This window comes from Lentzea sp. NPDC051213, assembly GCF_044455585.1.
Taxonomy (GTDB): domain Bacteria; phylum Actinomycetota; class Actinomycetes; order Mycobacteriales; family Pseudonocardiaceae; genus Lentzea.
In genome coordinates, this window is the sequence record NZ_JBITEX010000012.1 from 182391 (window position 1) to 206017 (window position 23627).

The 23627-nt window shown below is 68.6% G+C and carries 22 protein-coding genes; 13 read left to right on the plus strand and 9 right to left on the minus strand.

The features are described from left to right. Window positions 1–29: 29 nt before the first annotated feature. Together ACIA8G_RS40825 and otsB are read left to right on the plus strand one after the other, a co-directional pair. Window positions 30–1463 (plus strand): trehalose-6-phosphate synthase, encoded by a 1434-nt coding sequence (locus ACIA8G_RS40825; RefSeq protein ID WP_396424240.1) that lies wholly within the window; start codon window positions 30–32, stop codon window positions 1461–1463. Window positions 1464–1508: 45 nt separating this feature from the next. Continuing rightward, a complete protein-coding gene (gene otsB / locus ACIA8G_RS40830) occupies window positions 1509–4037 on the plus strand; it encodes a trehalose-phosphatase (protein WP_396424163.1) in 2529 nt (842 codons plus the stop codon). 19 nt (window positions 4038–4056) lie between these two features. Here otsB and ACIA8G_RS40835 read toward each other — a convergent pair whose 3' ends face one another. From ACIA8G_RS40835 to radA, 3 genes are read right to left on the minus strand one after another with little or no spacing between them, the layout of a single operon-like run. Then, window positions 4057–4827 (minus strand): hypothetical protein, encoded by a 771-nt coding sequence (locus tag ACIA8G_RS40835; RefSeq protein ID WP_396424164.1) that lies wholly within the window; start codon window positions 4825–4827, stop codon window positions 4057–4059. Window positions 4828–4867: 40 nt separating this feature from the next. Then, window positions 4868–5401: a hypothetical protein gene (locus tag ACIA8G_RS40840; protein WP_396424165.1), complete on the minus strand. Its 534-nt coding sequence runs from the start codon at window positions 5399–5401 to the stop codon at window positions 4868–4870. Between the two features lie 46 nt (window positions 5402–5447). Then, window positions 5448–6833: a DNA repair protein RadA gene (gene radA / locus ACIA8G_RS40845; protein ID WP_396424166.1), complete on the minus strand. Its 1386-nt coding sequence runs from the start codon at window positions 6831–6833 to the stop codon at window positions 5448–5450. Window positions 6834–6945: 112 nt separating this feature from the next. Between radA and ACIA8G_RS40850 the strand changes: the two genes are divergently transcribed. Next, on the plus strand, window positions 6946–7368 hold the full coding sequence (locus ACIA8G_RS40850; protein ID WP_396424167.1) for a hypothetical protein: 423 nt from the start codon (window positions 6946–6948) through the stop codon (window positions 7366–7368). A 60-nt stretch (window positions 7369–7428) separates the two neighbouring features. Here ACIA8G_RS40850 and ACIA8G_RS40855 read toward each other — a convergent pair whose 3' ends face one another. Then, window positions 7429–8250 (minus strand): hypothetical protein, encoded by an 822-nt coding sequence (locus ACIA8G_RS40855; RefSeq protein WP_396424168.1) that lies wholly within the window; start codon window positions 8248–8250, stop codon window positions 7429–7431. A 230-nt stretch (window positions 8251–8480) separates the two neighbouring features. Here ACIA8G_RS40855 and ACIA8G_RS40860 point away from each other — a divergent pair, with 230 nt between their 5' ends. From ACIA8G_RS40860 to ACIA8G_RS40875, 4 genes are read left to right on the plus strand one after another with little or no spacing between them, the layout of a single operon-like run. Then, entirely contained in the window at window positions 8481–8969 is a 489-nt protein-coding gene (locus ACIA8G_RS40860; protein ID WP_012782996.1) for a CarD family transcriptional regulator, read from the plus strand. Window positions 8970–9008: 39 nt separating this feature from the next. Then, window positions 9009–9701: a 2-C-methyl-D-erythritol 4-phosphate cytidylyltransferase gene (ispD, locus tag ACIA8G_RS40865; protein ID WP_396424169.1), complete on the plus strand. Its 693-nt coding sequence runs from the start codon at window positions 9009–9011 to the stop codon at window positions 9699–9701. Continuing rightward, a complete protein-coding gene (gene ispF, locus ACIA8G_RS40870) occupies window positions 9698–10192 on the plus strand; it encodes a 2-C-methyl-D-erythritol 2,4-cyclodiphosphate synthase (RefSeq protein WP_396424170.1) in 495 nt (164 codons plus the stop codon). Before ispD ends, ispF begins: the two co-directional genes overlap by 4 nt. Then, the gene (locus ACIA8G_RS40875; protein ID WP_396424171.1) at window positions 10156–10548 is read left to right on the plus strand and encodes a PPOX class F420-dependent oxidoreductase; all 393 of its coding nucleotides are present in this window, start codon (window positions 10156–10158) and stop codon (window positions 10546–10548) included. The genes ispF and ACIA8G_RS40875 overlap by 37 nt, the downstream gene beginning before the upstream one ends. A 10-nt stretch (window positions 10549–10558) precedes the next feature. Here the strand turns inward: ACIA8G_RS40875 and ACIA8G_RS40880 are convergent, their stop codons facing one another. Next, a complete protein-coding gene (locus ACIA8G_RS40880) occupies window positions 10559–10840 on the minus strand; it encodes a DUF6191 domain-containing protein (protein WP_396424172.1) in 282 nt (93 codons plus the stop codon). Window positions 10841–10894: 54 nt separating this feature from the next. Between ACIA8G_RS40880 and ACIA8G_RS40885 the strand changes: the two genes are divergently transcribed. The 6 genes from ACIA8G_RS40885 (at window position 10895) to ACIA8G_RS40910 (ending at window position 18301) form a co-directional block, all read left to right on the plus strand. Continuing rightward, window positions 10895–11839, plus strand: a complete 945-nt coding sequence (locus ACIA8G_RS40885) for a toll/interleukin-1 receptor domain-containing protein (protein ID WP_396424173.1) — start codon at window positions 10895–10897, stop codon at window positions 11837–11839. 25 nt (window positions 11840–11864) lie between these two features. Continuing rightward, on the plus strand, window positions 11865–12488 hold the full coding sequence (locus ACIA8G_RS40890; protein WP_396424174.1) for an HAD family hydrolase: 624 nt from the start codon (window positions 11865–11867) through the stop codon (window positions 12486–12488). Further along, on the plus strand, window positions 12485–13879 hold the full coding sequence (cysS, locus tag ACIA8G_RS40895; protein WP_396424175.1) for a cysteine--tRNA ligase: 1395 nt from the start codon (window positions 12485–12487) through the stop codon (window positions 13877–13879). Before ACIA8G_RS40890 ends, cysS begins: the two co-directional genes overlap by 4 nt. Window positions 13880–13884: 5 nt before the next feature. Beyond that, entirely contained in the window at window positions 13885–14856 is a 972-nt protein-coding gene (gene rlmB / locus ACIA8G_RS40900) for a 23S rRNA (guanosine(2251)-2'-O)-methyltransferase RlmB (protein WP_396424176.1), read from the plus strand. Between the two features lie 570 nt (window positions 14857–15426). Beyond that, a complete protein-coding gene (locus tag ACIA8G_RS40905) occupies window positions 15427–16650 on the plus strand; it encodes an MFS transporter (protein ID WP_396424177.1) in 1224 nt (407 codons plus the stop codon). A gap of 292 nt (window positions 16651–16942) precedes the next feature. Next, a complete protein-coding gene (locus ACIA8G_RS40910; RefSeq protein ID WP_396424178.1) occupies window positions 16943–18301 on the plus strand; it encodes a GGDEF domain-containing protein in 1359 nt (452 codons plus the stop codon). A 19-nt stretch (window positions 18302–18320) separates the two neighbouring features. Here ACIA8G_RS40910 and ACIA8G_RS40915 read toward each other — a convergent pair whose 3' ends face one another. Genes ACIA8G_RS40915 through ACIA8G_RS40930 form a run of 4 tightly spaced genes read right to left on the minus strand, consistent with a single transcriptional unit; the run spans window position 18321 to window position 23624 of the window. Then, the gene (locus ACIA8G_RS40915) at window positions 18321–20903 is read right to left on the minus strand and encodes a fumarate reductase/succinate dehydrogenase flavoprotein subunit (protein WP_396424179.1); all 2583 of its coding nucleotides are present in this window, start codon (window positions 20901–20903) and stop codon (window positions 18321–18323) included. Next, window positions 20900–21556: an ABC transporter ATP-binding protein gene (locus tag ACIA8G_RS40920; RefSeq protein WP_396424180.1), complete on the minus strand. Its 657-nt coding sequence runs from the start codon at window positions 21554–21556 to the stop codon at window positions 20900–20902. Before ACIA8G_RS40920 ends, ACIA8G_RS40915 begins: the two co-directional genes overlap by 4 nt. After that, window positions 21553–22317, minus strand: coding sequence for an ABC transporter permease (locus ACIA8G_RS40925; protein WP_396424181.1), 765 nt, complete (start codon window positions 22315–22317; stop codon window positions 21553–21555). Before ACIA8G_RS40925 ends, ACIA8G_RS40920 begins: the two co-directional genes overlap by 4 nt. Continuing rightward, window positions 22317–23624: an ABC transporter substrate-binding protein gene (locus tag ACIA8G_RS40930; protein WP_396424182.1), complete on the minus strand. Its 1308-nt coding sequence runs from the start codon at window positions 23622–23624 to the stop codon at window positions 22317–22319. The genes ACIA8G_RS40925 and ACIA8G_RS40930 overlap by 1 nt, the downstream gene beginning before the upstream one ends. Between the last annotated feature and the right edge of the window lie 3 nt (window positions 23625–23627).

The window sequence follows — 23627 nt, forward strand, 5'->3', positions numbered from 1 at the left end:
GCGTAGAGGCTAGCGTCGGAAATGTGAGCATGGACATTGGCGAGAACGGGGCGGAATTCGTAGTCGTGGCCAACCGGCTGCCGGTTGACCTGGAGCGCTTGCCTGACGGCACAGAACGCTGGAAGCACAGTCCGGGCGGGCTGGTCAGCGCGCTCGAGCCGTTCCTGCGTTCACACAGTGGTGCCTGGGTCGGCTGGCCGGGAGTCGCCGACGCCGACGTGTCCCCGTTCGAAGACGACGGTCTGCTGCTGCATCCCGTGCCGCTGTCGGCCAAAGAGGTCGAGGACTACTACGAGGGCTTCTCCAACGGCACCCTCTGGCCGCTCTACCACGACGTCGTCGCCCAGCCCGCGTTCCACCGGCACTGGTGGAACGCCTACGTGCGGGTCAACCAGCGCTTCGCCGACGCCACGGCGAAGATCGCGGCGCAGGGCGCGACCGTGTGGGTGCAGGACTACCAGCTGCAGCTCGTCCCGGCGATGCTGCGCGACCAGCGCCCCGACCTGAAGATCGGCTTCTTCCTGCACATCCCGTTCCCGCCGGTCGAGCTGTTCATGCAGCTCCCGTGGCGCACGGAGATCATCCGCGGCCTGCTCGGCGCCGATCTGGTGGGCTTCCACCGGCCGGGCGGGGCGCAGAACTTCCTCTGGCTGGCCCGCAGGCTCGTCGGCCTGGAGCCCAGCCGCGGCACCGTTGGTGTCAGGACCCGGCCAGGTGTCGTGCAGGTCGGCGACCGCACGGTGCGCGTCGGCGCGTTCCCCATCTCGATCGACAGCGCGGGCCTCGACGCGGTGGCCCGGCGCAAGGAGACGCAGGCCCGCGCGAAGCAGATTCGAGCGGACCTGGGCAACCCGAAGCGCATCCTGCTCGGCGTGGACCGTCTCGACTACACGAAGGGCATCGACGTCCGGATCCGCGCTCTGTACGAGCTGATCGCGGACGGACGCGTGGACCCGGAGGACGTCTCGATGGTCCAGCTCGCCACGCCCAGCCGGGAGCGGGTCGACCACTACAAGGTGATGCGCCAGGACATCGAGCAGTCCGTCGGGCGGATCAACGGCGAGTTCGGCCGGGTCGGCAAACCCGTCGTGCACTACCTGCACCAGTCGGTCAACCGCGAGGAGCTCGTCGCGTTCATGAGCGCGGCGGACGTCATGGTCGTCACGCCGGTTCGTGACGGTATGAACCTCGTGTGCAAGGAATATGTGGCGTGCCGATATGATCTTGGTGGAGCTCTGGTGCTCAGCGAGTTCGCCGGCGCTGCCGCAGAACTGACCAGTGCGTTCCTGGTGAACCCCCATGATCTGGACGGTGTCAAGAACGCACTGCAGGCCGCCCTCGACATCGATCCCGCAGAAGGCCGCCGTAGGATGCGCGCGCTGCGCCGCCAAGTCCTCACCCACGACGTTGACCGTTGGGCAAGGTCGTTCCTGGAGGCGTTGGGCACGCAGACCTCGGTCTGAATCCTTTCAGATCCCACTGACCCATCGAGTGCTCCAGGAGGGGCGTTGACCGCCGAGGCCCTCCCCGCCGAACTGCGCCGAGCGATCGTGCAGCTGGCCCGTACCCCGCGACTGCTGGTCGCCAGCGACTACGACGGAACACTCGCGCCGATCGTGAACGACCCGGAGCAGGCTCGCCCGCTTCCGGAGTCGGTGAACGCACTGCGTTCGCTCGCGAGCCTGCACGAGACCACATCAGCAGTGATCTCCGGTCGTGCGCTGCGCGACCTGGCCACGCTGTCCCGCCTACCCGGCGAGGTCCACCTCGTCGGCTCGCACGGCTCGGAGTTCGACGTCGGCTTCGTCCACGCGTTGGACGCCAACGCGAAAGCGTTGCTGCGCCGGATCGAAGCCGAGCTGGACGAGATCGTCAACAGCCACGAGGGCGTGCACCTCGAGGTCAAGCCCGCCTCGGTCGCGGTGCACGTGCGCCGCGCCGAAGCCTCCATCGGCGAGACGGTGCTGTCCGCCGTCCGCTCCGGCCCCTGCACCTGGGACGGCGTGGAGGTCACCGAGGGCAAGGCCGTCATCGAGCTCGCCGTCATCGAGACCAACAAGGGCCACGCCCTCGACATCCTGCGGCACCAGGTCGGCGCCACCGCGGCCGTCTTCCTGGGCGACGACGTGACGGACGAGAAGGCGTTCGCGCGCCTGTCCGGCCCGGACGTCGGCATCCGCGTCGGTGCCGGCGAGTCGCTCGCCGAGTACTACGTGAGCAACCCGTCCGACGTCGCGACCGTGCTCGCGTTCCTCCTGGAGGAGCGGCGCGCGTGGCTGCACGGCGACCAGGCCGTGCCGATCGAGCGGCTGACCATGCTCGCGAACGAGCGTTCGGTCGCGCTGGTCACGCCGGACGCCAAGGTGAACTGGCTCTGCCACCCGGAACCGGACTCGGCCGCGATCTTCGCGGACCTGCTGGGCGGCCCCGCCGCGGGCCACTTCTCGATCAAGCCGGAGCACGGGTCGCTGCCGCTGGGCCAGCGCTACCTGCCGGGCACGATGATCGTGGAGACCCGCTGGTCGCGGCTCCTGGTGACGGACTACCTGGAGCACGACCTCGCCTCGCACCGCACGGACCTGGTGCGGCGCATCAGCGGGTCGACCAACGCGGTGATCACGTTCGCGCCGCGGCCGGAGTTCGGCCAGGTGCCGGTGCGGCTGCTGCGCGAGCGCGATGGTCTGCGCGTGGTCGGCACCTCGGACCCGATGGTGCTGCGTTCGCCTGGCGTCGACTGGGAGATCACCTCAGACGGCGTGCAGGAGACCGCACGGGCCGTCGTCCGGCCGCGAGAGGGTGCGGCGGTGTTGCTGGAGCTGCGTTGCGGCACCGACGACCTCTCCGAGCACGCACTGGCCGAGTCGGTCCGCCGTGACCGCGCGGCCGGCTACTGGTCGGACTGGGCGGCAGGGCTTCGGTTGCCGCGCGTGCAGACGGACCTGGTGCTGCGTTCTGCTTTGACGCTGCGCGGCCTGGTGCACAAGGACTCCGGCTCGATCATGGCCGCGGCCACCACGTCGCTGCCCGAGGAACTGGGCGGTGTCCGCAACTGGGACTACCGCTACTGCTGGCTGCGTGACGGCGCGATGACCGCCGCCGCGCTCGTGTCGGTGGGGTCGTTCGCGGAGGCCGACGGCTTCCTCGCATGGCTGCACGGCGTGCTGGAGACCATCCCCGGCCCGGAGCGCCTGCACCCGCTGTACACGCTGCACGGCACACAACTCGGTGCCGAGGCCGTGATCGACACGCTGCCCGGCTACGCGGGCTCCCGGCCCGTGCGCGTCGGCAACCTCGCGAACCAGCAGGTGCAGCTCGACGTGTTCGGCCCGGTCGTGGATCTGGTGGTGCAGCTGGCTTCCGCGCGCGGGTCGTTGTCGGACGCCGACTGGACGATGGTCCAGGCGATGGCCGAGGCCGTCTCGCGGCGCTGGCACGAGCCGGACCACGGCATCTGGGAGGAGCGGCACGCGCCGCGCCACCACGTGTACTCGAAGGTCATGTGCTGGATGACCATCGACCGCGCGATCAAGGTCGGCGAACAGTTCGGCCGGACGCTCGACCCGTCCTGGGTGCCGTTGCGCGACACCATCGCCACGGACGTGCTGAAGAACGGCTGGAACGACGAGGTCCAGTCCTTCACCACGGCCTACGACGGCGACGACCTGGACGCGGCCTCGCTCTTCGTGGGCCTGTCCGGCCTGATCGACCCGGCCGACGAGCGCTTCCAGTCCACCGTCACGGCCATCGAGGCGGAGCTGCGGTCCGGTTCCACCGTGTACCGCTACCACCGCGACGACGGCCTGCCGGGCGACGAGGGCGGCTTCCACCTCTGCGCGGCGTGGATGATCGAGTCGTACCTCCTGACGGGTCGCCGCACCGAGGCCGAGGAGCTGTTCGGCCAGATCGTCGCGGCCGCGGGCCCCACCGGCCTGCTGCCGGAGGAGTACGACCCGGTGGCGGAGCGCTCGCTGGGCAACCACCCGCAGGCGTACTCGCACCTGGGTCTGATCCGCTGCGCCCAGCTGCTCTCGCAGTGAGTTGATGCCGCCGCGGTCCTCAGGGGCGCGGCGGCACCTTCTCGATGATTTTCGCCGTACCCATCGGCTCGCCGTACTGCTGGAAGACGATCTGGTCGCCTGGGGTCAGGTGGTTCCACGCGTCCGGCAGGAACGGCCGCAACCGCGCCGTGGCCTGAGCGCCGGGTGCCAGCGCCTGCTTCTGCTCGACCCACATCGCGGCCACCCTCCGCTCGCCATCGCTGTGCTGCCACACCGGCCGCGTCCCTTGCGCGGGCACGGCTTCCGCGGCCGGGTCGAGCGTCAGCTCAGCCCTGATGAGGCCGTGCACTGCCTCGCCACGCCGCCAGAGGTACCAGGAGGGTTCGACTTCGATCTGCAGCGCCACTTCGGCCAGCAGATCCCAGTACCGGTGGGTCTGCCAGGTGACGCCCTCGAACTCGCCGAGCACGTCCAGCGCGAGCCACCACTCCTCGCGGTCGATCTGCTCCAGCACCTCGGCGACCGACAGCCCGGCACCGCTGCGCGCATGCGACGGCACCTCTGCCGCGGCGAGCCTCAGCAGGTCCCCGACCTCGTCCAGCTCACCATCCGAGAGCCGCTCGAGGCCGCGCATGAGGTCGTACTGGACAGTCGCCTCGTACCCCTTTTGCATCGCCGCGTTCGCCGCGTCCAGCGACACCTCGAACGCGAGGCTCCACGCGTTGAGGATGTCGTCCGTCGACATGTCGCTCACCGCCAGCCGACGCGTGATCTCGCGTTCCTCGACGCCGTCAGCCCGCCACGCCCGCAACTGATGAAAGTTGATCATCAGCCCCCTTCGAAGCTGCGTTCGTCCCCTGCTGTTGCCGTCACGGACGGGCCGGCACCTTCTCGATGATCTTCGCCTTACCCGCGGAGCCGCCCAGCAGGGTGATCACGTCACCCCTGCCCAGATGTGCCCACGCCGGCGGCACGAACGGCCTCAGCCGTGCCGTCGCGCGTTCCCCCGGCCCCAGCACGGGCTTGGTCTCGATCCACAGGGCCGCCAGCCGGCGGTCGTTCCCCGTGAGGTCCCACGTCGGCCGCTGTCCCCTGGCGGGCAACGGTTCCGCATCGTGCGCCAGCACCAGTTCAACCCGCAGCAGGCCCTGGATCGACTCCACGCACCGCCACTGGAACCAGGCGTGGTCGAGGTCCATCTGGATCGCCGCTTCGGCCAGCAGCGCCCAGAAGCGCGGTGTCTGCCAGGTGTTGCCGCCGAACTCCCCCAGCAGGTCGAGGACCAGCTCCCACTCCTCGTGGTCGAGGTGGTCGAGGACGTCCTCGCTCTGCACCTCGGCCGGCACCAACCCGGCGGCGCACCGCAACAGCTCACCTATCTCGCTGTCGTGTCTCCCCCACACGCACCTATTCGATCACGGTCGCGATTCGCGCTGTGGAGCGCTGTGCTCACTCGTCCTCGTCCTTCACGGCACGCAGCCGCCGGTTCAGCCCCAGCACGTCCAACGCCGACACCAGGTCGTTGGCCACGAGCGCGCGCACTCCCTCCGGCAACGGGCCGTGGTCCGGCGGCACGAGGGCCTTCTTGAACCCCAGCCGCGCGGCCTCGGTGAGCCGCTTGCCGACGCCGTTGACCCGCCGGATCTCGCCGGCGAGCCCCACCTCGCCCAGCACCACCAGGTCGGCGGGCAGGGCGATCTCGCGTTCGGCGGAGGCCACCGCCAGGACCACGGCGAGGTCTGCGGCCGGCTCCGTGAGGCGCATGCCGCCGACGGTCGCGGTGAAGACGTCCTTCTGGAACAGGTTGACCTTGCCGCGCTTCTCCAGCACCGCCAGCGCCATCGAGATGCGCGCGCTGTCGAGCCCGCTCACGGCACGCCGCGGCGCGGGCAGGTTCGTCTTGGCGACCAGCGCCTGGACCTCGCCGAGCATCGGCCGCTTGCCCTCGACGATCACCGTGACGCAGGTGCCCTCGACGGCCTTCTCCCGGCGCGTCAGGAACAAGCCGGACGGGTCCGGCACGCCCACGATGCCGTCGTCGCGCAGCTCGAAGCAGCCCACCTCGTCGGCCGCGCCGTAGCGGTTCTTGATGCCGCGCAGCAGCCGCAGACTCGAGTGGCGATCGCCTTCGAACTGCAGCACCACGTCGACGAGGTGTTCCAGAACCCTGGGCCCCGCAACGGATCCGTCCTTCGTGACGTGGCCGACCAGTACGACCGGCAGGCCGCGTTCCTTGGCCATCGCGATGAGTCCGGACGCGACGGTCCGCACCTGGGTGACGCCGCCCGGCACGCCGTCGACGCTCACCGTCGACATGGTCTGGATGGAGTCGACGATCAGCATCGACGGCTTCACCTGGTCGACCTGCCCGAGCAACGCGCTGAGCTCGCTCTCGGCGGCCAGGTACATCTCGGCGTGCAGGTTGCCGGTGCGTTCCGCGCGCAGCCGCACCTGCCCAGCGGACTCCTCACCCGTGACGTAGAGGCAGCGTCCGTGGACCTCGGCCCACCGGTGCGCGGCCTCCAGCAGCAACGTCGACTTGCCCACACCGGGCTCACCGGCCAGCAGCACCACGGCACCCGGCACCAGCCCGCCGCCCAGCACCCGGTCGAACTCGCTCACCCCGGTCGACAGGGCGCGCGCCGACTCGATGTCGACCTCGCCGATCGGCCGCGCCGCCGACGTGGGCGCGCCCGCCAGCACGCGGGCCGCCGGTGCGGTGCCACGTTCCTCGATGCTGCCCCAGGCCTGGCACTCGGGGCAGCGGCCGAGCCACTTGCCCACCTCGTGCCCGCACTCGGCACACCGGAAGATCGGCCGCGCTGTCTTCGCCACGGATCGAACGTTAGAGCAGACCCCCGACAAAAAATTCTCGCGGCCTTGTCGATCCGGCGTGGCGCCCGTTCGACGCAGGAGTGGAAGGACACCACAGCCCTGGAGGACACCAGTGACCACCGCGACCCAGCCCCGCAAGATCGCCCTCGGCCGCTACGCCACCGTCGTCACCCGCCTGCTGACCGGCCTGCTGTTCGCCACGACCGGTCTGAACGGCTTCCTGATGTTCATGCCCGCACCGGACCCGAGCACGATGGCCAAGGCCGGGGTGGACTTCAGCGCCGCGCTCTACCAGACCGGCTACATGCTGGAGCTGACCTCGGCGACGCAGCTGGTCGCGGGCCTGTTGCTGATCGCCGGCCGCTTCGTGCCGCTGGCGCTGGCCCTGCTGGCACCGGTCGTCGTGAACATCTTCCTGTTCCACGTGTTCCTGGAGCCCAGCGGCATGGTGACGGCGCTGCTCGTGGTCGCCGCCGAGATCGGCCTGGCGTGGGCGTACCGCGACCGGTTCCGCCCGATGCTCAAGGCCGCCTGAGCAACGCGAAACGCCGCCCCCGCAAGCCCGGGAGCGGCGTTCGTGCGTGCTGGGAGCGACTCAGTGACCGGCGGTCCCGTGGCCCTCGCTGACCCGCTTGTGGTCGGACGGCGCGATCGGCACCTCGAGGGTGAGCGACCCGGCCTTCTCGAACAGGAACGTGATCTTGACCGTCTGCGCGGCCACCACGTCACGGCTCAGCTTCTTCAGCGTGCAGCGGACCTTCAGCACCTCGAGGTCGGCGGGCACCGGAGCCGACGACGAGGTCGGCTTCACCGAGGACGACCCGGACGGCTGGCCCGACGACGGCGAGACCGAACCGGACGGCGCACCGGACGACGGCGACACCGACCCGGAGGACGGCGAAACCGAGGACGGGTTCGACGACGGGTTCGACGAGGGGGCACCGGACGTCGGCTTGACCGACGACGAAGGCGCGCCCGACGACGAGGGTGCGTGCGAAGCAGACGGGGCGTGCGAGGAAGACGACGGCGAGGAGGTCTTCGTCGGCGCGTGCGAGGCGTCGTACTCGGCCTGCAGCGCGTAGCGCGACGGGATGTCCTTGCCGCCCACGACCTCGGCCTCGCCCTCAGCGGCGTCGGACTTGATCGACAGCAGCTTGTCCGGGTTCGGGCCGGTGTTCGCGAGGACGAACGTGAGCGGCACGTCCTCGCCCTCGTGGTACCGGTTGCCGTCCGACGGGAAGGCCAGCATGACGTTGCGCACCGCGATCGGGCCCGCGTTGCCGCTCGCACCGTCGACGGCGGCGACCTGGGTGTCGGTCTGGGTGACCTGACCGGCGCTGCAGCCGACCGCCACCAGGCCGAGGCCCGCGGCCAGCGCTGCCGTCACGATCAACCGGCGAGACACTCCTGAGTTCACGGCTCCAGCGTCCTTCCTAGGGAACAACCACCAGGCAAGGAGCCTAACCGGGAGCCTGATCGAGGGCGGCACGTGGTGCCAATCGATCTTCTTGGAGCCGTACGTTGCACGCAAACAGGTGGTTTGTCAACCCCCCGCATGGCCCTGACCAGCACTAACGGATCATCGACCGGCGTCAGCAGGGTTGCCGGACGTGTTAGTATGGAGGAAGCGAAAGGGGCAGAGGACACATGGTTTTCAAGGTCGGAGAGACCGTCGTCTACCCGCACCACGGTGCCGCTCTCATCGAAGCAATCGAGACCCGCGTTATCAAGGGCGAGGAGAAGAAGTACCTCGTTCTCAAGGTGGCGCAGGGCGACCTCACCGTTCGGGTTCCCGCTGACAACGCCGAGATCGTAGGCGTGCGTGACGTTGTCGGCCAGGAGGGTCTCGACAAGGTTTTCGAGGTCTTGCGTGCTCCCCACACCGAGGAGCCGACCAACTGGTCTCGGCGGTACAAGGCCAACCTTGAGAAGCTCGCCTCCGGCGACGTGAACAAGGTTGCGGAAGTGGTGCGCGACCTCTGGCGGCGCGAGAAGGATCGCGGTTTGTCCGCCGGAGAGAAGCGGATGCTGGCGAAGGCGCGGCAGATACTGGTCAGTGAGCTGGCGCTGGCCGAGGGCACCGACGAGGACAAGGCCGAGGTTCTCCTCGACGAAGTTCTCGCCACAGCCTCGTAGTTTTCACAACAAATCAGAGCATCGGACAAAGCCGCGAACATGAGTGTTGTCGCGCTCGTGCCCGCGGCAGGGCGTGGTGAGCGTCTGGGCTACGGGATGCCCAAGGCGCTCGTGCCCGTCAACGGAGTACCGCTCCTGACGCGTGCCGTTCAGGGTCTGTTCGCCTCAGGCCAGGTCCAGCACGTCGTCATCGCAGCTCCACCGTCCGATGTGGACCTGGTGCACACCGCAACCGCCTCGCTGGCCCCGGCCGGCGGGGCGGTGCACGTGCTTTCAGGGGGTGCCGAGCGCACGGACTCGGTGCGCCTCGCCCTCGAACACGCGCTTCGCGTGATTCCGGACACGTCGATCGTGCTGGTGCACGACGCTGCCCGCGCCTTCACTCCTCCCGAGGTCATCGCCGGTGTCGTAGCCGCGGTGCGCAGCGGTCACGACGCCGTCATCCCGGTGCTTCCGGTGGCCGACACGATCAAGCAGGTGGACGAGGTCGGAGTAGTCGTCTCCACACCTGACCGGGCCGGATTGCGGGTCGTGCAGACCCCGCAGGGTTTTCGAGCCGAGACTCTCAAAGCCGCCTATTGCTCCGGTATTGCCGCGACTGACGACGCGGGTCTCGTAGAGAAAAACGGCGGCAAGGTCCACACAGTTCCCGGACATCCGCACGCCATGAAGATCACCACCCCGTTCGACCTCGCGGTCGCGGAGGCACTGTTCGCTGGAGGCCAAGCGTGAGGATCGGCCAGGGCATCGACGTCCACCCGATCGAGGCAGGTCGCGAGTGCTGGATCGCCGGTCTCCTGTGGGAGGGCGTGGACGGTTGCGCCGGCCACTCGGACGGCGACGTCGCCTCGCACGCGCTGTGTGACGCACTGCTCTCCGCAGCGGGCCTCGGCGACCTGGGCGCGGTCTTCGGCACGTCCGATCCGCGCTGGTCAGGCGCTCACGGAGTGGTGCTGCTCACGGAGGTTCGCCGCCTGATCGAGGAGGCCGGCTTCCGTGTGGGAAACGCCACAGTGCAGGTGATCGGCAACGAGCCCCGCATCGGCAAGCGGCGCGAAGAGGCCCAGAAGACGCTCTCCGAGGCCGTCGGCGGCCCGGTGTCGGTGGCGGGCACCACCACGGACGGGCTCGGTCTCACGGGGCGAAACGAGGGAATCGCAGCCATCGCCACGGCGTTGCTGATCGCATGGCCACCCTTTCAGAACCCCAGCGCAACCTCCTAGACAGCGCGAACTACGCCACCGTCGCGACGCTGAGCAAGGACGGCAGCCCGCAGACGTCGGTCGTGTGGATCAAGCGTGATGGCGATGACGTGTTGTTCTCCACCGTCGTCGGCCGCGCGAAGGAAAAGCACCTGACGCGCGACTCGCGGGTGAGCATCACGGTCATCGACAAGGACAACCCGTACCAGTACACGGAGTTCCGCGGCGCCGCGTCGCTGACGACCGAGGGCGGGGCCGACCTCATCAACGAGCTGTCGCACAAGTACATCGGCAAGGACTACCCGGGCGACGTCGGCACGGACAACGTGCGAGTCATCGTCCGCGTGAAGGTCGCCAAGACCACCGGCAACCTCTAGTCCGGCAGCTTCAGGACGGCAACTTCAGGACGGCCGTGCCGCCATCCAGGTCCACCCGGCTTCGCGGCGGCGCGCCGTCCCCCTCCTCGTCGCGCCGCTGCCGTTCCTCCTTGCGGTGTTCCAGCTCATCGCGCTTGGCGCCCTCGAAGTTGGCGCCCAGCTCCTCGAACCCGACCGCGGCGATCGGCGCCCCGCTGCCACGTCCGCGGACGAACCGTTCGACGAACGCCAGCGCGATCAGCAGCACGACCAGCGCCGGTAACGACATCGCGAACAAGAACCCCACGCCCATGCTCTGCACAACTGCGGGCAAGGCGCTGTGGTTCCCGCCACTAACATCCTCCTGGTGCCCAAGTACGACGTATGTCTCTCGTTCGCCGGTGAAGACCGCCCCTACGTCGACGAGGTGGCCCGCCACCTCACCGAGCTGGGCGTCTCCCGCTTCTACGACACCGACGAACAGGCCGATCTCTGGGGCAAGAACCTGGTCGAGCACCTCGACCAGATCTACCGCCAGGACTCGCGGTTCTGCGTGATGTTCGTTTCGGAGCACTACGCCAGGAAGATGTGGACCAAGCACGAACGGCAGTCCGCGTTCGACCGCGCGATGGTCTCCGACACCGAGTACGTGTTGCCCGCGCGGTTCGACGACACCCAGCTCCCGGCTCTCCGCGTCGGCACCGGCTTCATCGACCTGCGCAACCGCACCCCGCGCGAGCTGGCCGAGATGATCGCCAGGAAGGTGGGCGTCGCGGTCGGGCCGCCGGAGCCGGGCTGGGAGTACCAGCTGTTCTCCGACACCGTGGCGATGAACCTGAGCAAGCTCACCGAGAAGAAGCTCAGCCACCAGATGGCCTACGCCCCGAAGTCGCGCACGTTCACCACGGACACCGAGGCCCTCGACTACTTCAAGGCACGCACCCGCTCGTTCGACGACATCGTCAACGGCATCGCGGACCTGCTCTCGGCCGGCAAGCAGCAGTGGGCGTTCGGCCCGGCGGGACGCCGCGGCGACGCCGAGAAGATCCGGCACCTGGCCACGCAGTTCGTCAAGGCGTACGAGAGCCTGCTCGACTGGGCCGCCGAGCTGCGCGGCACCGCGACGCCGGACCGCCACCGCGCGCTCTACGAGGCCACCGCCCAGCTCGCCGACCAGCCGTTGAAGCAGATCGACGACTTCGTGGAGCAGTTCGCGGTCGCGGCCACCCGAGGCGCCGGCGACCTGCGGCTGACCATCTCCTACGACCCCGCCCAGGTGGAGGCCGAGCTCACAAAGGTCCAGACCATCTGACGTTCTGCCACGTAGAGTCGGCGGCGTGACGACCCGCGCCGCTCTCTTCGACTTCTCCGGCACGCTCTTCCGGCTCGAGCACCCCGAGCTGGCGTCCAACGCGGACCTGATGCGTGCGCTCACCGCCCCGGTCGGTATCGCCGACGGCATGGATCCCGAACTGATCGACGCGTGGCACCGCCGCGACCTCGACCCGGACATCCACCGCTGGGTGCACGTGAAGGTCCTGAACGACGCGCTCGTGCCGAACGCCGAGGCGCTCTACGACCAGCTGATCGAGCCCGAGTCGTGGCAGCCCTACCCGGACACCAGGGCGGCACTGGAACACCTGAAGGACGTGCCCGTCGCAGTCGTCAGCAACATCGGCTGGGACATCCGGGGCGTGTTCGAGCTCCACGGACTGACGCACCTCGTGGACGAGTTCGTCCTCTCTTACGAGGAAGGCGTCATCAAGCCGGACCCGAAGATCTTCACCACGGCGTGCGAACGGCTGGGCGTCGATCCGGCGAACGCGGTGATGATCGGTGACAGCGAAGAGGCCGACGGCGGAGCCGAGGCCATCGGCTGCTCGTTCCAGCTCGTCAATCCGGTTCCGACCAGTGACCGGCCCGATGCTCTTTTGGAAGTCGCCCGTACCATTCCCGTGTGAGCCTCCACATCTACGACACGGCGAGCCGGTCCATGCGGGAGTTCCACCCGCAGGTCAACGGAACGGCGTCGATCTACGTGTGTGGGGCGACCGTGCAGGGCATCCCGCACATCGGGCACGTCCGCAGCGGCCTGAACTTCGACGTGCTGCGTCGGTGGCTCGCGCGCGACGGCGCCGAGGTGACGCTGGTCCGCAACGTCACGGACATCGACGACAAGATCCTCTCCAAGGCCGCGGAGCACGACAAGCCGTGGTGGGAGTGGGCGTACAAGCACGAGCGCGCCTTCGAGGACGCCTATGACGTGCTTGGCTGCCTGCCGCCGTCGTACGCGCCGCGCGCCACCGGGCACGTGACGCAGATGGTCGAGCTGATGCAGCGGCTGATCGACAAGGGCCACGCGTACGACGTGGACGGCGACGTCTACTTCGACGTGCGCTCGTTCCCCGAGTACGGCGCGCTGTCCGGCCGCAGGCTCGAAGACCAGCAGCAGGGCGAGACCGCGACGCGCGGCAAGCGCGACCCGCGCGACTTCACGCTGTGGAAGGCCGCCAAGGCCGGCGAGCCGTCCTGGCCGACGCCGTGGGGCAACGGCAGGCCCGGCTGGCACCTGGAGTGCTCGGCGATGGCCACGACGTACCTCGGTGGCACGTTCGACATCCACGGCGGCGGGCTCGACCTGATCTTCCCGCACCACGAGAACGAGCAGGCCCAGTCACGCGCGGCCGGTGACGGCTTCGCGAACTACTGGATGCACAACTACTGGGTGACGATGGCCGGCGAGAAGATGGCCAAGTCGCTCGGCAACACCGTCTCCATCCCGGCGATGCTCGAAGTGGTCCGCGCGCAGGAGCTGCGGTACTACCTGGTGGCGCCGCACTACCGCTCGCACATCGAGTACTCCGAGGAAGCGTTGCAGGAGGCGGTGACGTCCTACGGACGCATCGAGTCGTTCCTGCGGCGCGTCGCCGAACGGGTCGGCCCGATCGACCTGCGCGGCGACATGTGCCCGGACTTCGTCGTTGCGATGGACAACGACCTGAACACGCCCCAAGCCGTGGCGGCACTGCACAACAAGGTGCGCCAGGGCAACACGGCACTCGCCGACGGCGACCACGAGGCAGCCCGTGCGGCCGCCGAGTGCGTTCGCCGGATGGCCGACATCCTCGGCGTCGACCCGTTGTCGCCGAAGTGGAACGACCAGTCGTCTGCCGACCTCGGCATGCGGCAGGCGTTGACCACCCTGGTGGATCGGCTGCTCGTCGAGCGCCTTGAAGCCCGCAAGAGCAGGGACTTCGCGCGTGCAGACGCGTTGCGCGACTCACTGCTCGAGGCGGGCATCGCCGTCGAGGACACCCCCGACGGTCCGCAGTGGACTTTGAAGGACGACTGACTTCCGTGGCTGGCAACTCCAAGCGCAAGGGCGCGATGCGCAATCCGGGCTCCAAGAAGGGCGCGGTCGTCGGCTCCGGCGGGCAGAAGTCCAAGGGCCTGCAGGGCAAGGGCCCGACCCCCAAGGCGAACGAACGCCCGAACCACCCCGCGTACAAGCGCGCCAAGGTGGCGGCGAAGACCGAGGCGGTCAAGACCCAGCGCAGGCAGAAGAGCGACAAGAACTTCGCCGAGACCGTGGCCGGGCGCAACCCGGTCGTGGAGTGTCTGCGCGCGGGCACTCCCGCGACGGCGTTGTACGTGGCACTGGGCATCGACGCGGACGACCGCGTCGCCGAGGCCGTGCGCCTGGCCGCCGACCGGGGCATCTCCGTGCTGGAGGTGGCTCGTGGCGAGCTCGACCGGATCACCGGTGGCGCGATGCACCAGGGCCTCGGCCTGCAGGTGCCGCCGTACGAGTACGCCACGCCGGACGAGCTGCTGAAGCTGGCGCAGCGCGCCGGTGACACGCCGCTCTTGGTGGCATTGGACGGCGTGACGGACCCGCGCAACCTCGGTGCCGTCGTGCGCTCTGCCGCCGCGTTCGGTGCGCACGGCGTCGTGCTGCCGCAACGGCGCAGTGCGTCGATGACGGCCGTGGCGTGGCGGACCAGCGCGGGCACGGCGGCCAAGCTGCCGATCGCGATGGCCACGAACCTGACCCGCACGCTGCGCGACTGGGCAGAGGCCGGTCTGATGATCGTGGGCCTCGACGCGGACGGTGACGTGGACATCGACGGTCTGGAGCTCGCGACCGGTCCGCTGATCGTCGTGGTGGGCTCGGAAGGCCGTGGTCTCGGACGTCTGGTCAAGGAGACCTGCGACCAGACCGTGTCGATCCCGATGGCCCCCGGCGTCGAGTCGCTGAACGCCTCCGTGGCGGCCGGCGTGGTGCTGGCCGAGGTCGCGCGACGTCGCCGGATCGCTGCCAAGGGCTGACCGACCGGTCTGACGTTATCGGCCGGTTCGCGACGCCAACCGCGCCAATTCACCGACGTTAATGATCGTTTTCCTGCCTGCGGATCCGACCAGGAACCGCAGGCAGGAAACGTTGGTGACCGCTCTTGCCAAGCAGTTGCGAGTGCCCGCGATGACAAACGGCGTGGCTTATTCCGCGGCACTCCCGAGCGCGGGTACCGTCGTTCCACGCCCCATTGTCCGGTTCGGACAGGCAGGAGTCGGAGCAGGTTGCACCGGTTGGCTCAGCGGGTGACACCCGATTGGCACCCATTGACACGCAACGTGACCATTTGGGGTCCAATCAGGCGAACACGAGGTCAACTGTGAAGAAGATCAGCCTCACGTTTCGCTATTGTAACTACTTTAGGTAACTGGTCTGCTCCGTTTAGGTACACACTGTGGTAGGACAGACGTTGAACGGTCAGGCAGCTTCTACCGTGATTGTCGATAGAAATTGATTACCACCGGCGGGGGCGACGTGACTCGGCGTAGAGCGAATCAGGACGTGCTGATTCGCCGCGCGCGAGGCGCCGGTCGCCGAGGTACGGCATGACGTCCCGCGGCGCCCTCCGCGAGCTCATCCGTTTGCGCGAGTTCCGCGCCATGTGGATCGGCTCGACCGTATCGACCGCCGGCGATCAGCTCGCGGCCGTCGCATTGTCACTGCTCGTATTCGAACGAACACATTCCGCTGCCTGGACCGCGCTCACGTGGTCGATGACGCTCTTCCCACCGCTGATTTCGGGCCCGTTGCTCGGCTGGGTCGCCGACCGGTTCCCGCGACGCACGGTAATGGTGACCACGGCTTGGTTGCAGGCTGTGCTCATGGCCGTGATGGCCATTCCGGGCATGCCTCTCTGGGCCATGATCGTCCTGCTCGTAGTGGTGCTGATGATCTCCACGCCGTATCTCGCGGCACAAGAGGCGAGCCTGCCTCACGTACTGCCGGCGAATCGCTACAGCGACGGCGTGGCGCTTTTCGGCACGTCCGTCGACATCGCACAGATGGCCGGACTGGCGGCGGCGGGCTTCCTCGTCGCGCACACAGATCCCGGCGTGGCATTGGGGATCAACGCGGCGACGTTCGTGCTGCTCGCGATCTTGGTGCAGGTGTCCGTCAAGCACCGTCCGGCCGCGGATCCCCTCGGCCGCAAGAAGAAGGAAGACGAGCCGCGCGGCGCGCTGACGCTGATGGTGACCGAGCCTCGATTGAGGACGTTGCTGGGCGTCCGGTTGCTCGCAGGCCTCGCGATGGTCCCGGAAGGACTGGCGGTACCACTCGCGGCCAGCCTGAACGCGGTGTGGGCGGTGGGCCTGATCCTCGCGATCGAGCCCGCGGCGAACGTGCTGGGTGTGGCCCTGCTGTTCAGGTTCATCCGAGATCCGGCGAAGCGAGAACGACTGATCGGACCGTTGGCGATCTTGTCTCTCGCGCCGTTGATCATGTTCGCGTTCAACCCGAACCTGACGTGGACGATCACATTGTTGGTCATTGCCGGTATGGGAGGGGCTTATCACACACCTGCACGTGCGGCGTGGATGAGGCTGCTACCCGACGAGTACCGGGGACGTGCTTATGGCATTGGGCGTGCAGCGCTGCGCTCGAGCCAGGGCGGAGGAATGGCGCTGGCGGGCGTCGTCTCCCATTCGATCGGATCCGTGACGGCGACGATCGCGGGTGCGGGAGGTATCGGGCTGCTGCTCGCGGCGCAGGCGACGATCGCCTGGCGTCGGGCGCGGGGACGCGCTGAGACGAAGGCAGTGGCAATCTGAAACAGAATGGTCACCAATAGCGATATCCCGAGCAGAGGCGGCAATGATGGTCCTGAGGAGAGGCGGCGTTCAGTAGTCACGGTTGCGCATGAGGCACCTCCTCGTTGCGACGAGCAGCGCGGTGGTCTACGACCGGGTCAGCAGCGGCTTTGCTCATGAAGTGCCATGAGCGTAGGGGGTCGTGGTGAAGAACAGTTTGACTGATCGCAGGCGATCGCGGGTACTCGGCTTGACTCCGATTCGCAACTGGGACATTTGGACCGAGCATCCTGGTAAGATCGCGTACTTTTTCGTGCTCGAAGCGGTGGTGGTCGCTGCCTCCATCTGGCTGCTCACGATGCTGGCGCCACTCACCTCGTCCGACTGGCAGCGTTTCGGTGCGCTCATCGCCGCCATCACCGTGCACCTGACGGTCGTCCGCCGCGCCGAAGAAGCCCGCCGCAACGACGCCTCCGGTCCCCACATCGACCTGACCTCTGTCTGGACCTTCGCCGCCGCCGTGGCGCTGCCCGGCGGCCTGGCCGTCATCGCCACGATCTGGATGCGCATCCTGATCTACCCGATCGCCCGCCGTCAGCCGTACCGCTTCGTCTTCGGCACCGCCTCGATGCTCGCCTCCACCCTCCTTTCGTGGGCCGTCGTCCACCTGACGGGTGTCTCGCTGGTGGCCGCCGGAAACATCCCGACCGACCTGCTGCTGGTACTGGTGCTCGCGGTCACCGCGGTCCTGTACTGGCTCGTGCAGGTCATGACCGTCGCCGTGGCCTTCAAGATCGGCATGCCGCACTCGAAGATCTTCGACTTCGTCGGTTCGAAGGTCGACAACATGCTGGAGATGAGCACCCTCGGCGCCGGCGCCATGCTCGGCATGCTCATGACGTCGCACTGGGTGGGACCGCTGCTGCTGGTGGTCCCGGTGATCCTGGTGAACGCCCTGCTCTACCGCACCGCGGAACGCCGCTCCCACCTCGAACGCCTGCTGCGCGAACAGGAACAGCTCCAGCAGCGCCTGGCCGCCGACGCGCACACCGACTACCGGACAGGCCTCCTCAACACGAACGGCCTGGCTGAATACGCAGGCCGCCTGGCCGAACGCTGCCGCCTCGACGGCGAGCCGATGACCGTCCTGGTGATCGACCTGGACCACTTCAAGCGCATCAACGACACCTGGGGCCACCCCGCGGGCAACGCCGTCCTGGCCGAGGTGGGCCGCATCCTGCGCGAGAAGCTCCGCCCCGGCGACGTCGCGGGCCGCGACGGTGGCGAGGAATTCGTCGTGGCGCTGAAGGACACCCCGGTGGCCCAGGGCGTGACCATCGCCGAACGCATCCGCGAGGCCATCGGCTCACTGGCCGTCCCCACCACCGACAAGCACCGCAACGTGGTCACCCTGTACGGCCGCGAGATCCAGCCCCCGGAGCCCGACGGCGAGGCGCTGCAGGCGATCTCCGCCTCGATCGGCGTCGCGGTCATTCCCGACAACGGCCCGGACATGGCCACGGCCCAGCACTCGGCCGACGCCGCCCTCTACAAGGCCAAGGAGAACGGCCGCAACCAGGTCCGCGTGGCCGGCCTGGACATCCCGCCGCGCCTGATGCCGGCTCCTCGCCAGGACGAGGTCACCAAGCCGATCTCGTCCCGCAGCGCCTGAACTTGCAGGCCAGCGAAGTTCAGGACAGGGCTCGCCGGGCGTAGGCACGGACATCCGCGTCGGTGTCGTCCAGCGCCCGCTTCAGGGCGAGGGTCACCCCGGGATCGTCGGCCCACCGAGCCAACGCTCGAACCGCCGCCTTCCGCACGTCGAGGTTGGGGTCACCCAGCAATTCGACGACGCGTCCGGGTTCGCTCAACGCCCGAGCCACCCCGACCCGGACCTCCCAGGCCGAATCCCCCACCAGCTCGACAGCCCGCTCGTGCAACACGCCCGGGAACCCGACCCGCTCAGCGGCCTCCAGCGCAGCCGCCCGAACGAGCAGATCAGAATCACCCGAAAGCGTGGTCAGTGTCGCTACGTCCACGATCCCCCGGGCCACCTGCACCCGCACCTCGCGCGAAGCATCCGATGCCGCCGCCGCCAGCAGCTCGTCCTCACGCAGCGCAACCAACCCCCGCACCGCGGCCAGCCGCACCTCGACCGAGTCGGCAGCCAGCCCGGCCGCGTAGACCTCCGCCGTCCCGAGCTTCAAGGCCCACAGCACCTCCAAGGCCACCGCCCGCGCCGGCGAGAGTTCCAACGCCTCCCGCAACGGGGCAGAAGCCGGCACCACCTCGACCAGCTCGCGCAGCCCGGCCGCCGCCACCTCCCTGGTCTCGACGTCGGCCATGGCCCTGACCAGCGCGAACTCGAACCCGCCTGGCACGGCCTCGGTCAGCACCGACACCGCCGCCCGGCGCACCAGCGGATCCGGGTCCACGAGGTACGGCTCGAGCATCTCCAGACCGGGCTGCGAGTCGACCAGCGCCAGCACCTCCAGCACCCGCGGCGACTCGACCACCGCGTCGTCGGCAACGGCATCGGCGACATCGGCGGCCACGGCGACCGACCGCACGCCGAGGTACTCGACGGAACCCGCCCGGTGCGTGACCCCGTCGACCGGCACCAGGTACTCGGCGACCGGTCGCTTGATGAACTCCATCTCGCCGTCGGCGTTCTTGCGCAGGTTCAGGTGGTGGAACCACCGCGAGTCATCGCGTTCGGGCAGGTCGACCCGCGAGTGGTAGAGCCCCCACCGGGACTCGTCGCGCATCAACGACGAGGCAGCCGCCATCTCCGCGCAGTCGCGGATGAACGAGACCTCCACGCACCGCATCAGCTCGTGCGGCGACCGCGCCCCCATCACCGCGATCTCGGCCGACATCCGGGTGAAGGCCTCCAGCGCCAGCGACAACTTCGTCTCGGACTTGGGCGGCGCCACGTAGTCGTTCACGAACCGGCGCAGCTTGTACTCGACCTGCGGCTGCGGCGGCCCGTCCGGATACCGCGAGTGCCGGTAGATCAACTCGTGCGCTTCCGCGACCTGTTCCGCGGGAAGGCCCGAAGGCTTCTCCAGGTGAGCCGAGGCGTGCGCACCGGCCAGGTCCCCGAACACGAACGCGCCGATCATGTAGTTGTGCGGCACGCAGGCGAGGTCGCCGGCCGCGTACAACCCTGGCACGGTCGTGAGACCGTTCTCGTCCACCCACACGCCGGAAGCGGAATGCCCGCCGCACAGCCCGATCTCCGAGATGTGCATCTCGATGTCGTGCGTCCGGTAGTCCCGGCCGCGTCCACTGTGGAACGTCCCGCGCGAGGGCCGTTCGGTGGAGTGCAGAATCCCCTCCAGCGCCGAGATCGACTCTTCGGGCAGGTGCGTGGTCTTCAGGTAGATCGGCCCGCGCTCCGAAGCGATCTCGGCGGCGACCTCGGCCATCATCTGCCCGGACCAGTAGTCGCAGTCGACGAACCGTTCGCCCAGCGAGTTCACCTGGTACGCGCCGAAGGGATTCCCGACGTACGCGCAGGCGGGCCCGTTGTAGTCCTTGATCAACGGGTTGATCTGGAAGCACTCGATCCCGGACAGCTCGGCCCCGGCGTGGTACGCCATCGAGTACCCGTCACCGGCGTTGGTCGGGTTCTCGTAGGTGCCGTACAGGTAGCCGGAAGCAGGCAGTCCGAGGCGACCGGAAGCGCCGGTGGCCAGCACGACAGCACCGGCCGACACCGTCACGAACTCACCGGTCCGCGTGTTGAACCCGGCCGCACCGACGGCACGCCCGCCGGACACCAGCACCCGCACCGGCATCACGCGGTTCTCGATGCGCAGGCGTTCGCGCAGACGACGTTCACGCATCACCCGGTACAGGACCTTCTTGACGTCCTTGCCTTCCGGCATCGGCAGCACGTACGAACCGGACCGGTGCACCTGCCGCACGTGGTACTCGCCGAACGAGTCCTTCTCGAACTTCACGCCGTAGCGCTCAAGTCGTTGCACCATCTCGAAACCACGCGTGGCGGTCTGCATGATCGTGCGCTGGTTGACGATGCCGTCGTTGGCACGGGTGATCTCGGCGACGTAGTCCTCCGGGCGTGCTTTGCCGGGGATCACGGCGTTGTTCACGCCGTCCATGCCCATCGCCAGCGCACCGGAGTGCCGGACGTGGGCCTTCTCCAGCAACAGGACGTCCCGGCCGGCCTCGGCCGCGGTGATCGCGGCCATCGATCCCGCCGTGCCGCCACCGATCACCAGCACATCGCACGAAAGCTCGATGGTCATGCCCTCACCGCCGCCAGGATCGCGTCGCGCTCACGTTCGACCTCGCCCGCGCCGAGCACGACCACGCGGTCGCCCAGCAACACGGCCTCGTCCACGTCGTGCGTGACGAACAACGTCGTGGTGCCGGACAGCACCTCGGTCACCAGGTCCTGCATCGTCGAGCGCGTCTGGGCGTCCAGCGCGCCGAACGGCTCGTCCATCAGCACCACGGACGGCTGCTGGGCCAGCGTCCGCGCCAGCTGCACGCGTTGGCGCATGCCGCCGGAGAGCTCGCGCGGCAGGTAGCCCTCGAAGCCCCGCAACCCCACGCGCTCCAGCCACTCCAGCGCTCGCGAGCGCCGGGCGGATCGCGGAACCCCTTGCAGCACCAGGGGAAGCTCGACGTTGCGCAGGGCGGTGCGCCACGGCAGCAGCCCGTCGTCCTGGAACACCAGGGCCCGATCGCGAGAGGGGCCGCGCACCGCCGAACCGCCCACCGAGATCGAGCCCTCGAAGGGGATCAGACCGGCGACGGCGCGCAGCAGCGTCGACTTGCCGCAGCCGGAAGGCCCGGCCACCACCACGAACTCGCCGGCGGACACCGAGAGCGAGAAGTCCGACAGCACGGCCGATCGCCCGTAGCCGACGGTCAGCGAACGCACGGTCAAGGTCATCGCGAAGCCTCCCTGGGCAACCAGCGGGTGACCCGGCGGCCGAGCAGTTCCACCGCGGCGGACGTGAGGTAACCGAGCAGGCCGATCGTGACCATGCCGACGATCACGCTGGGGTAGTCGACGACCGTGTAGGCCTGCCAGGTGCGGTAGCCGACACCGAACTGGCCGGAGATCATCTCCGCGGAGATCACGCAGATCCACGCCACGCCCATGCCGACGGACAGGCCGCCGAAGACGCCGGGCAGGGTGCCCGGCAGCACCACCCGGAACAGCACCTGCCAGCGCGAGCCGCCCATCGTGCGGACCGCGTCCTCCCAGATCGTCGGCAGCGCGCGCACGGCGTGCCGGGTCGACACCAGGATCGGGAAGAACGCCGCGATGAACGTGATGAAGACGATGCCCTGCTCGTCGGTCGGGAACAGCAGGATCGCGATCGGCACCAGCGCGATCGCCGGGATCGGCCGGACCACCTCGAGCGGTGGCCGCAGCAGGTCTCCCAGCACGGTGGACCGCGCGATCACCACGCCCAGCGCGATGCCCAGCACCGCGGCCAGCAGGAATCCGGTCATGATCCGGGCCAGGCTGTTGCCCAGATCGCGGTAGTACTCCACGCCCCCGATCTGCGCCACGAACCGTTCCGCCACCTCGACGACGGTCGGCAGCTGGTCGAACCGCAGCCACACCCGCGTGTCGGAGGCCGTCAGCAGCTGCCACAGCAGCAGGCCGGCGGCCAGCGACCCGATCCTCAACGCCCAGCGCATCACTTACCCGCCAGGGCGAGGGCCTGCTGGAACGTCAGCACCTGACCGCGCTTCGAAGCCGCGGCCTCGGTCGTGAACGGCAGCAGATCAGCACCCGACTGCACCCAGAACGCGTGGTCCGCGAACCAGCGCGTGCCCGTCTCGGCGTCCGGCACGTACCCGGCCCGCAGCTTCTTGCCGCTGGCGTTGACCAGCTTCAGCAACGCCGTCGGTGACGCCACGGCTTCCGGGGCAGCCCCGTCGAACCACGCCTCGCTCGCGACCCGAGCGTCACCGCCGAGCGACGCCGGGTTCGCCAGGTCCTCGCTCGACTCGGTGACGTCCTTCAACGGCTTGTCGTCGATGAACCTGTCCACGTCCAGCTCGTCGATGTTGCCGATCGACTTGAGGAACGGCACGTCCTCCTTCAACGCCTTGCGCAGCACCGACTTCAGCGACAGGTCGAACGTCGCGATGCCGTTCGGCCCGTTGTAGAGGTAGACGACCTCGACCGGCAGGGTGGTCGCCCGAGCCACGATCTCCGCCGCTTCCAGAGGCTTGGCGTGCAGGAACTTCGTCGCGTCGAGCTGTGCCCGCAGGAACTCCCGCAACACCTCGGGCTGTTGCTGTGCGAAGGGATTGCGCACAACGGTCCCGTGCAACGTCGGCAGGTTCAACGCCGCGCCGTCGTAGAGGAGCTTGGCCTGCTTGGCGAACACCAGCTGCCCGGGCCACGCCACGAACTGGGCCAGCGCCTGGACGTTCCCGGACTGCAGCGCCGACGCGCCCACCGACGGCTGCTGGTTCTCCACCGTCACCTTGGTCTCGCCCAGCGCCCGCACCAGCGTCCCGTGCCCGGCCGAACCCACGCTCGCGGACACCTTCTGCCCACTCAGGTCCGCCAGCGTGCGAGCGGGAGAACTGGGCGGCACCACGACCATGTTCAGCGCACCGCGGGCGTTGTACCCGGTCACCGCGACCATCCGGGTGCCCTCGTCGCCCTGCTTCTGCGTCCGCGAGCCGTTGATCAGCAACGGGTAGTCGCCCATCGACCCGATGTCGATCTTCCCGGCGATCATCTGCGCGGTGATCGGCGCGCCGGTGTCGTAGTCCTGCCACGTCACCTTGTACGTCTTGCCGGTCTTCTTGCCGAGCTCCGCCAGCCGCTGCTCGAAGAATCCCTTGTCCCGCAACAACGTGCCCGCGGTGACCGTGTTGATGGTCTTCGACTGGTAGCCGATGACGACAGGGACCTCACCACCGGAAGCCGCCTCACCCGTCCCGCAGGCGGCGAGCAGGAGAACAGAAGACAGAAGAACACGCTTCATCGC

Excerpts from the sequence above, each read along its gene's own strand:
- ACIA8G_RS40930 (WP_396424182.1), bottom strand. The coding sequence starts at position 23,624 with ATGAAGCGTGTTCTTCTGTCTTCTGTTCTCCTGCTCGCCGCCTGCGGG.
- ACIA8G_RS40915 (WP_396424179.1), bottom strand. The coding sequence starts at position 20,903 with ATGACCATCGAGCTTTCGTGCGATGTGCTGGTGATCGGTGGCGGCACG.
- ACIA8G_RS40875 (WP_396424171.1), top strand. The coding sequence starts at position 10,156 with ATGGCCACCCTTTCAGAACCCCAGCGCAACCTCCTAGACAGCGCGAAC.
- ACIA8G_RS40920 (WP_396424180.1), bottom strand. The coding sequence starts at position 21,556 with ATGACCTTGACCGTGCGTTCGCTGACCGTCGGCTACGGGCGATCGGCC.
- ACIA8G_RS40925 (WP_396424181.1), bottom strand. The coding sequence starts at position 22,317 with ATGCGCTGGGCGTTGAGGATCGGGTCGCTGGCCGCCGGCCTGCTGCTG.
- ispD (WP_396424169.1), top strand. The coding sequence starts at position 9,009 with ATGAGTGTTGTCGCGCTCGTGCCCGCGGCAGGGCGTGGTGAGCGTCTG.
- ACIA8G_RS40880 (WP_396424172.1), bottom strand. The coding sequence starts at position 10,840 with ATGGGCGTGGGGTTCTTGTTCGCGATGTCGTTACCGGCGCTGGTCGTG.
- ACIA8G_RS40825 (WP_396424240.1), top strand. The coding sequence starts at position 30 with ATGGACATTGGCGAGAACGGGGCGGAATTCGTAGTCGTGGCCAACCGG.
- ACIA8G_RS40905 (WP_396424177.1), top strand. The coding sequence starts at position 15,427 with ATGACGTCCCGCGGCGCCCTCCGCGAGCTCATCCGTTTGCGCGAGTTC.
- ACIA8G_RS40835 (WP_396424164.1), bottom strand. The coding sequence starts at position 4,827 with ATGATCAACTTTCATCAGTTGCGGGCGTGGCGGGCTGACGGCGTCGAG.
- ACIA8G_RS40860 (WP_012782996.1), top strand. The coding sequence starts at position 8,481 with ATGGTTTTCAAGGTCGGAGAGACCGTCGTCTACCCGCACCACGGTGCC.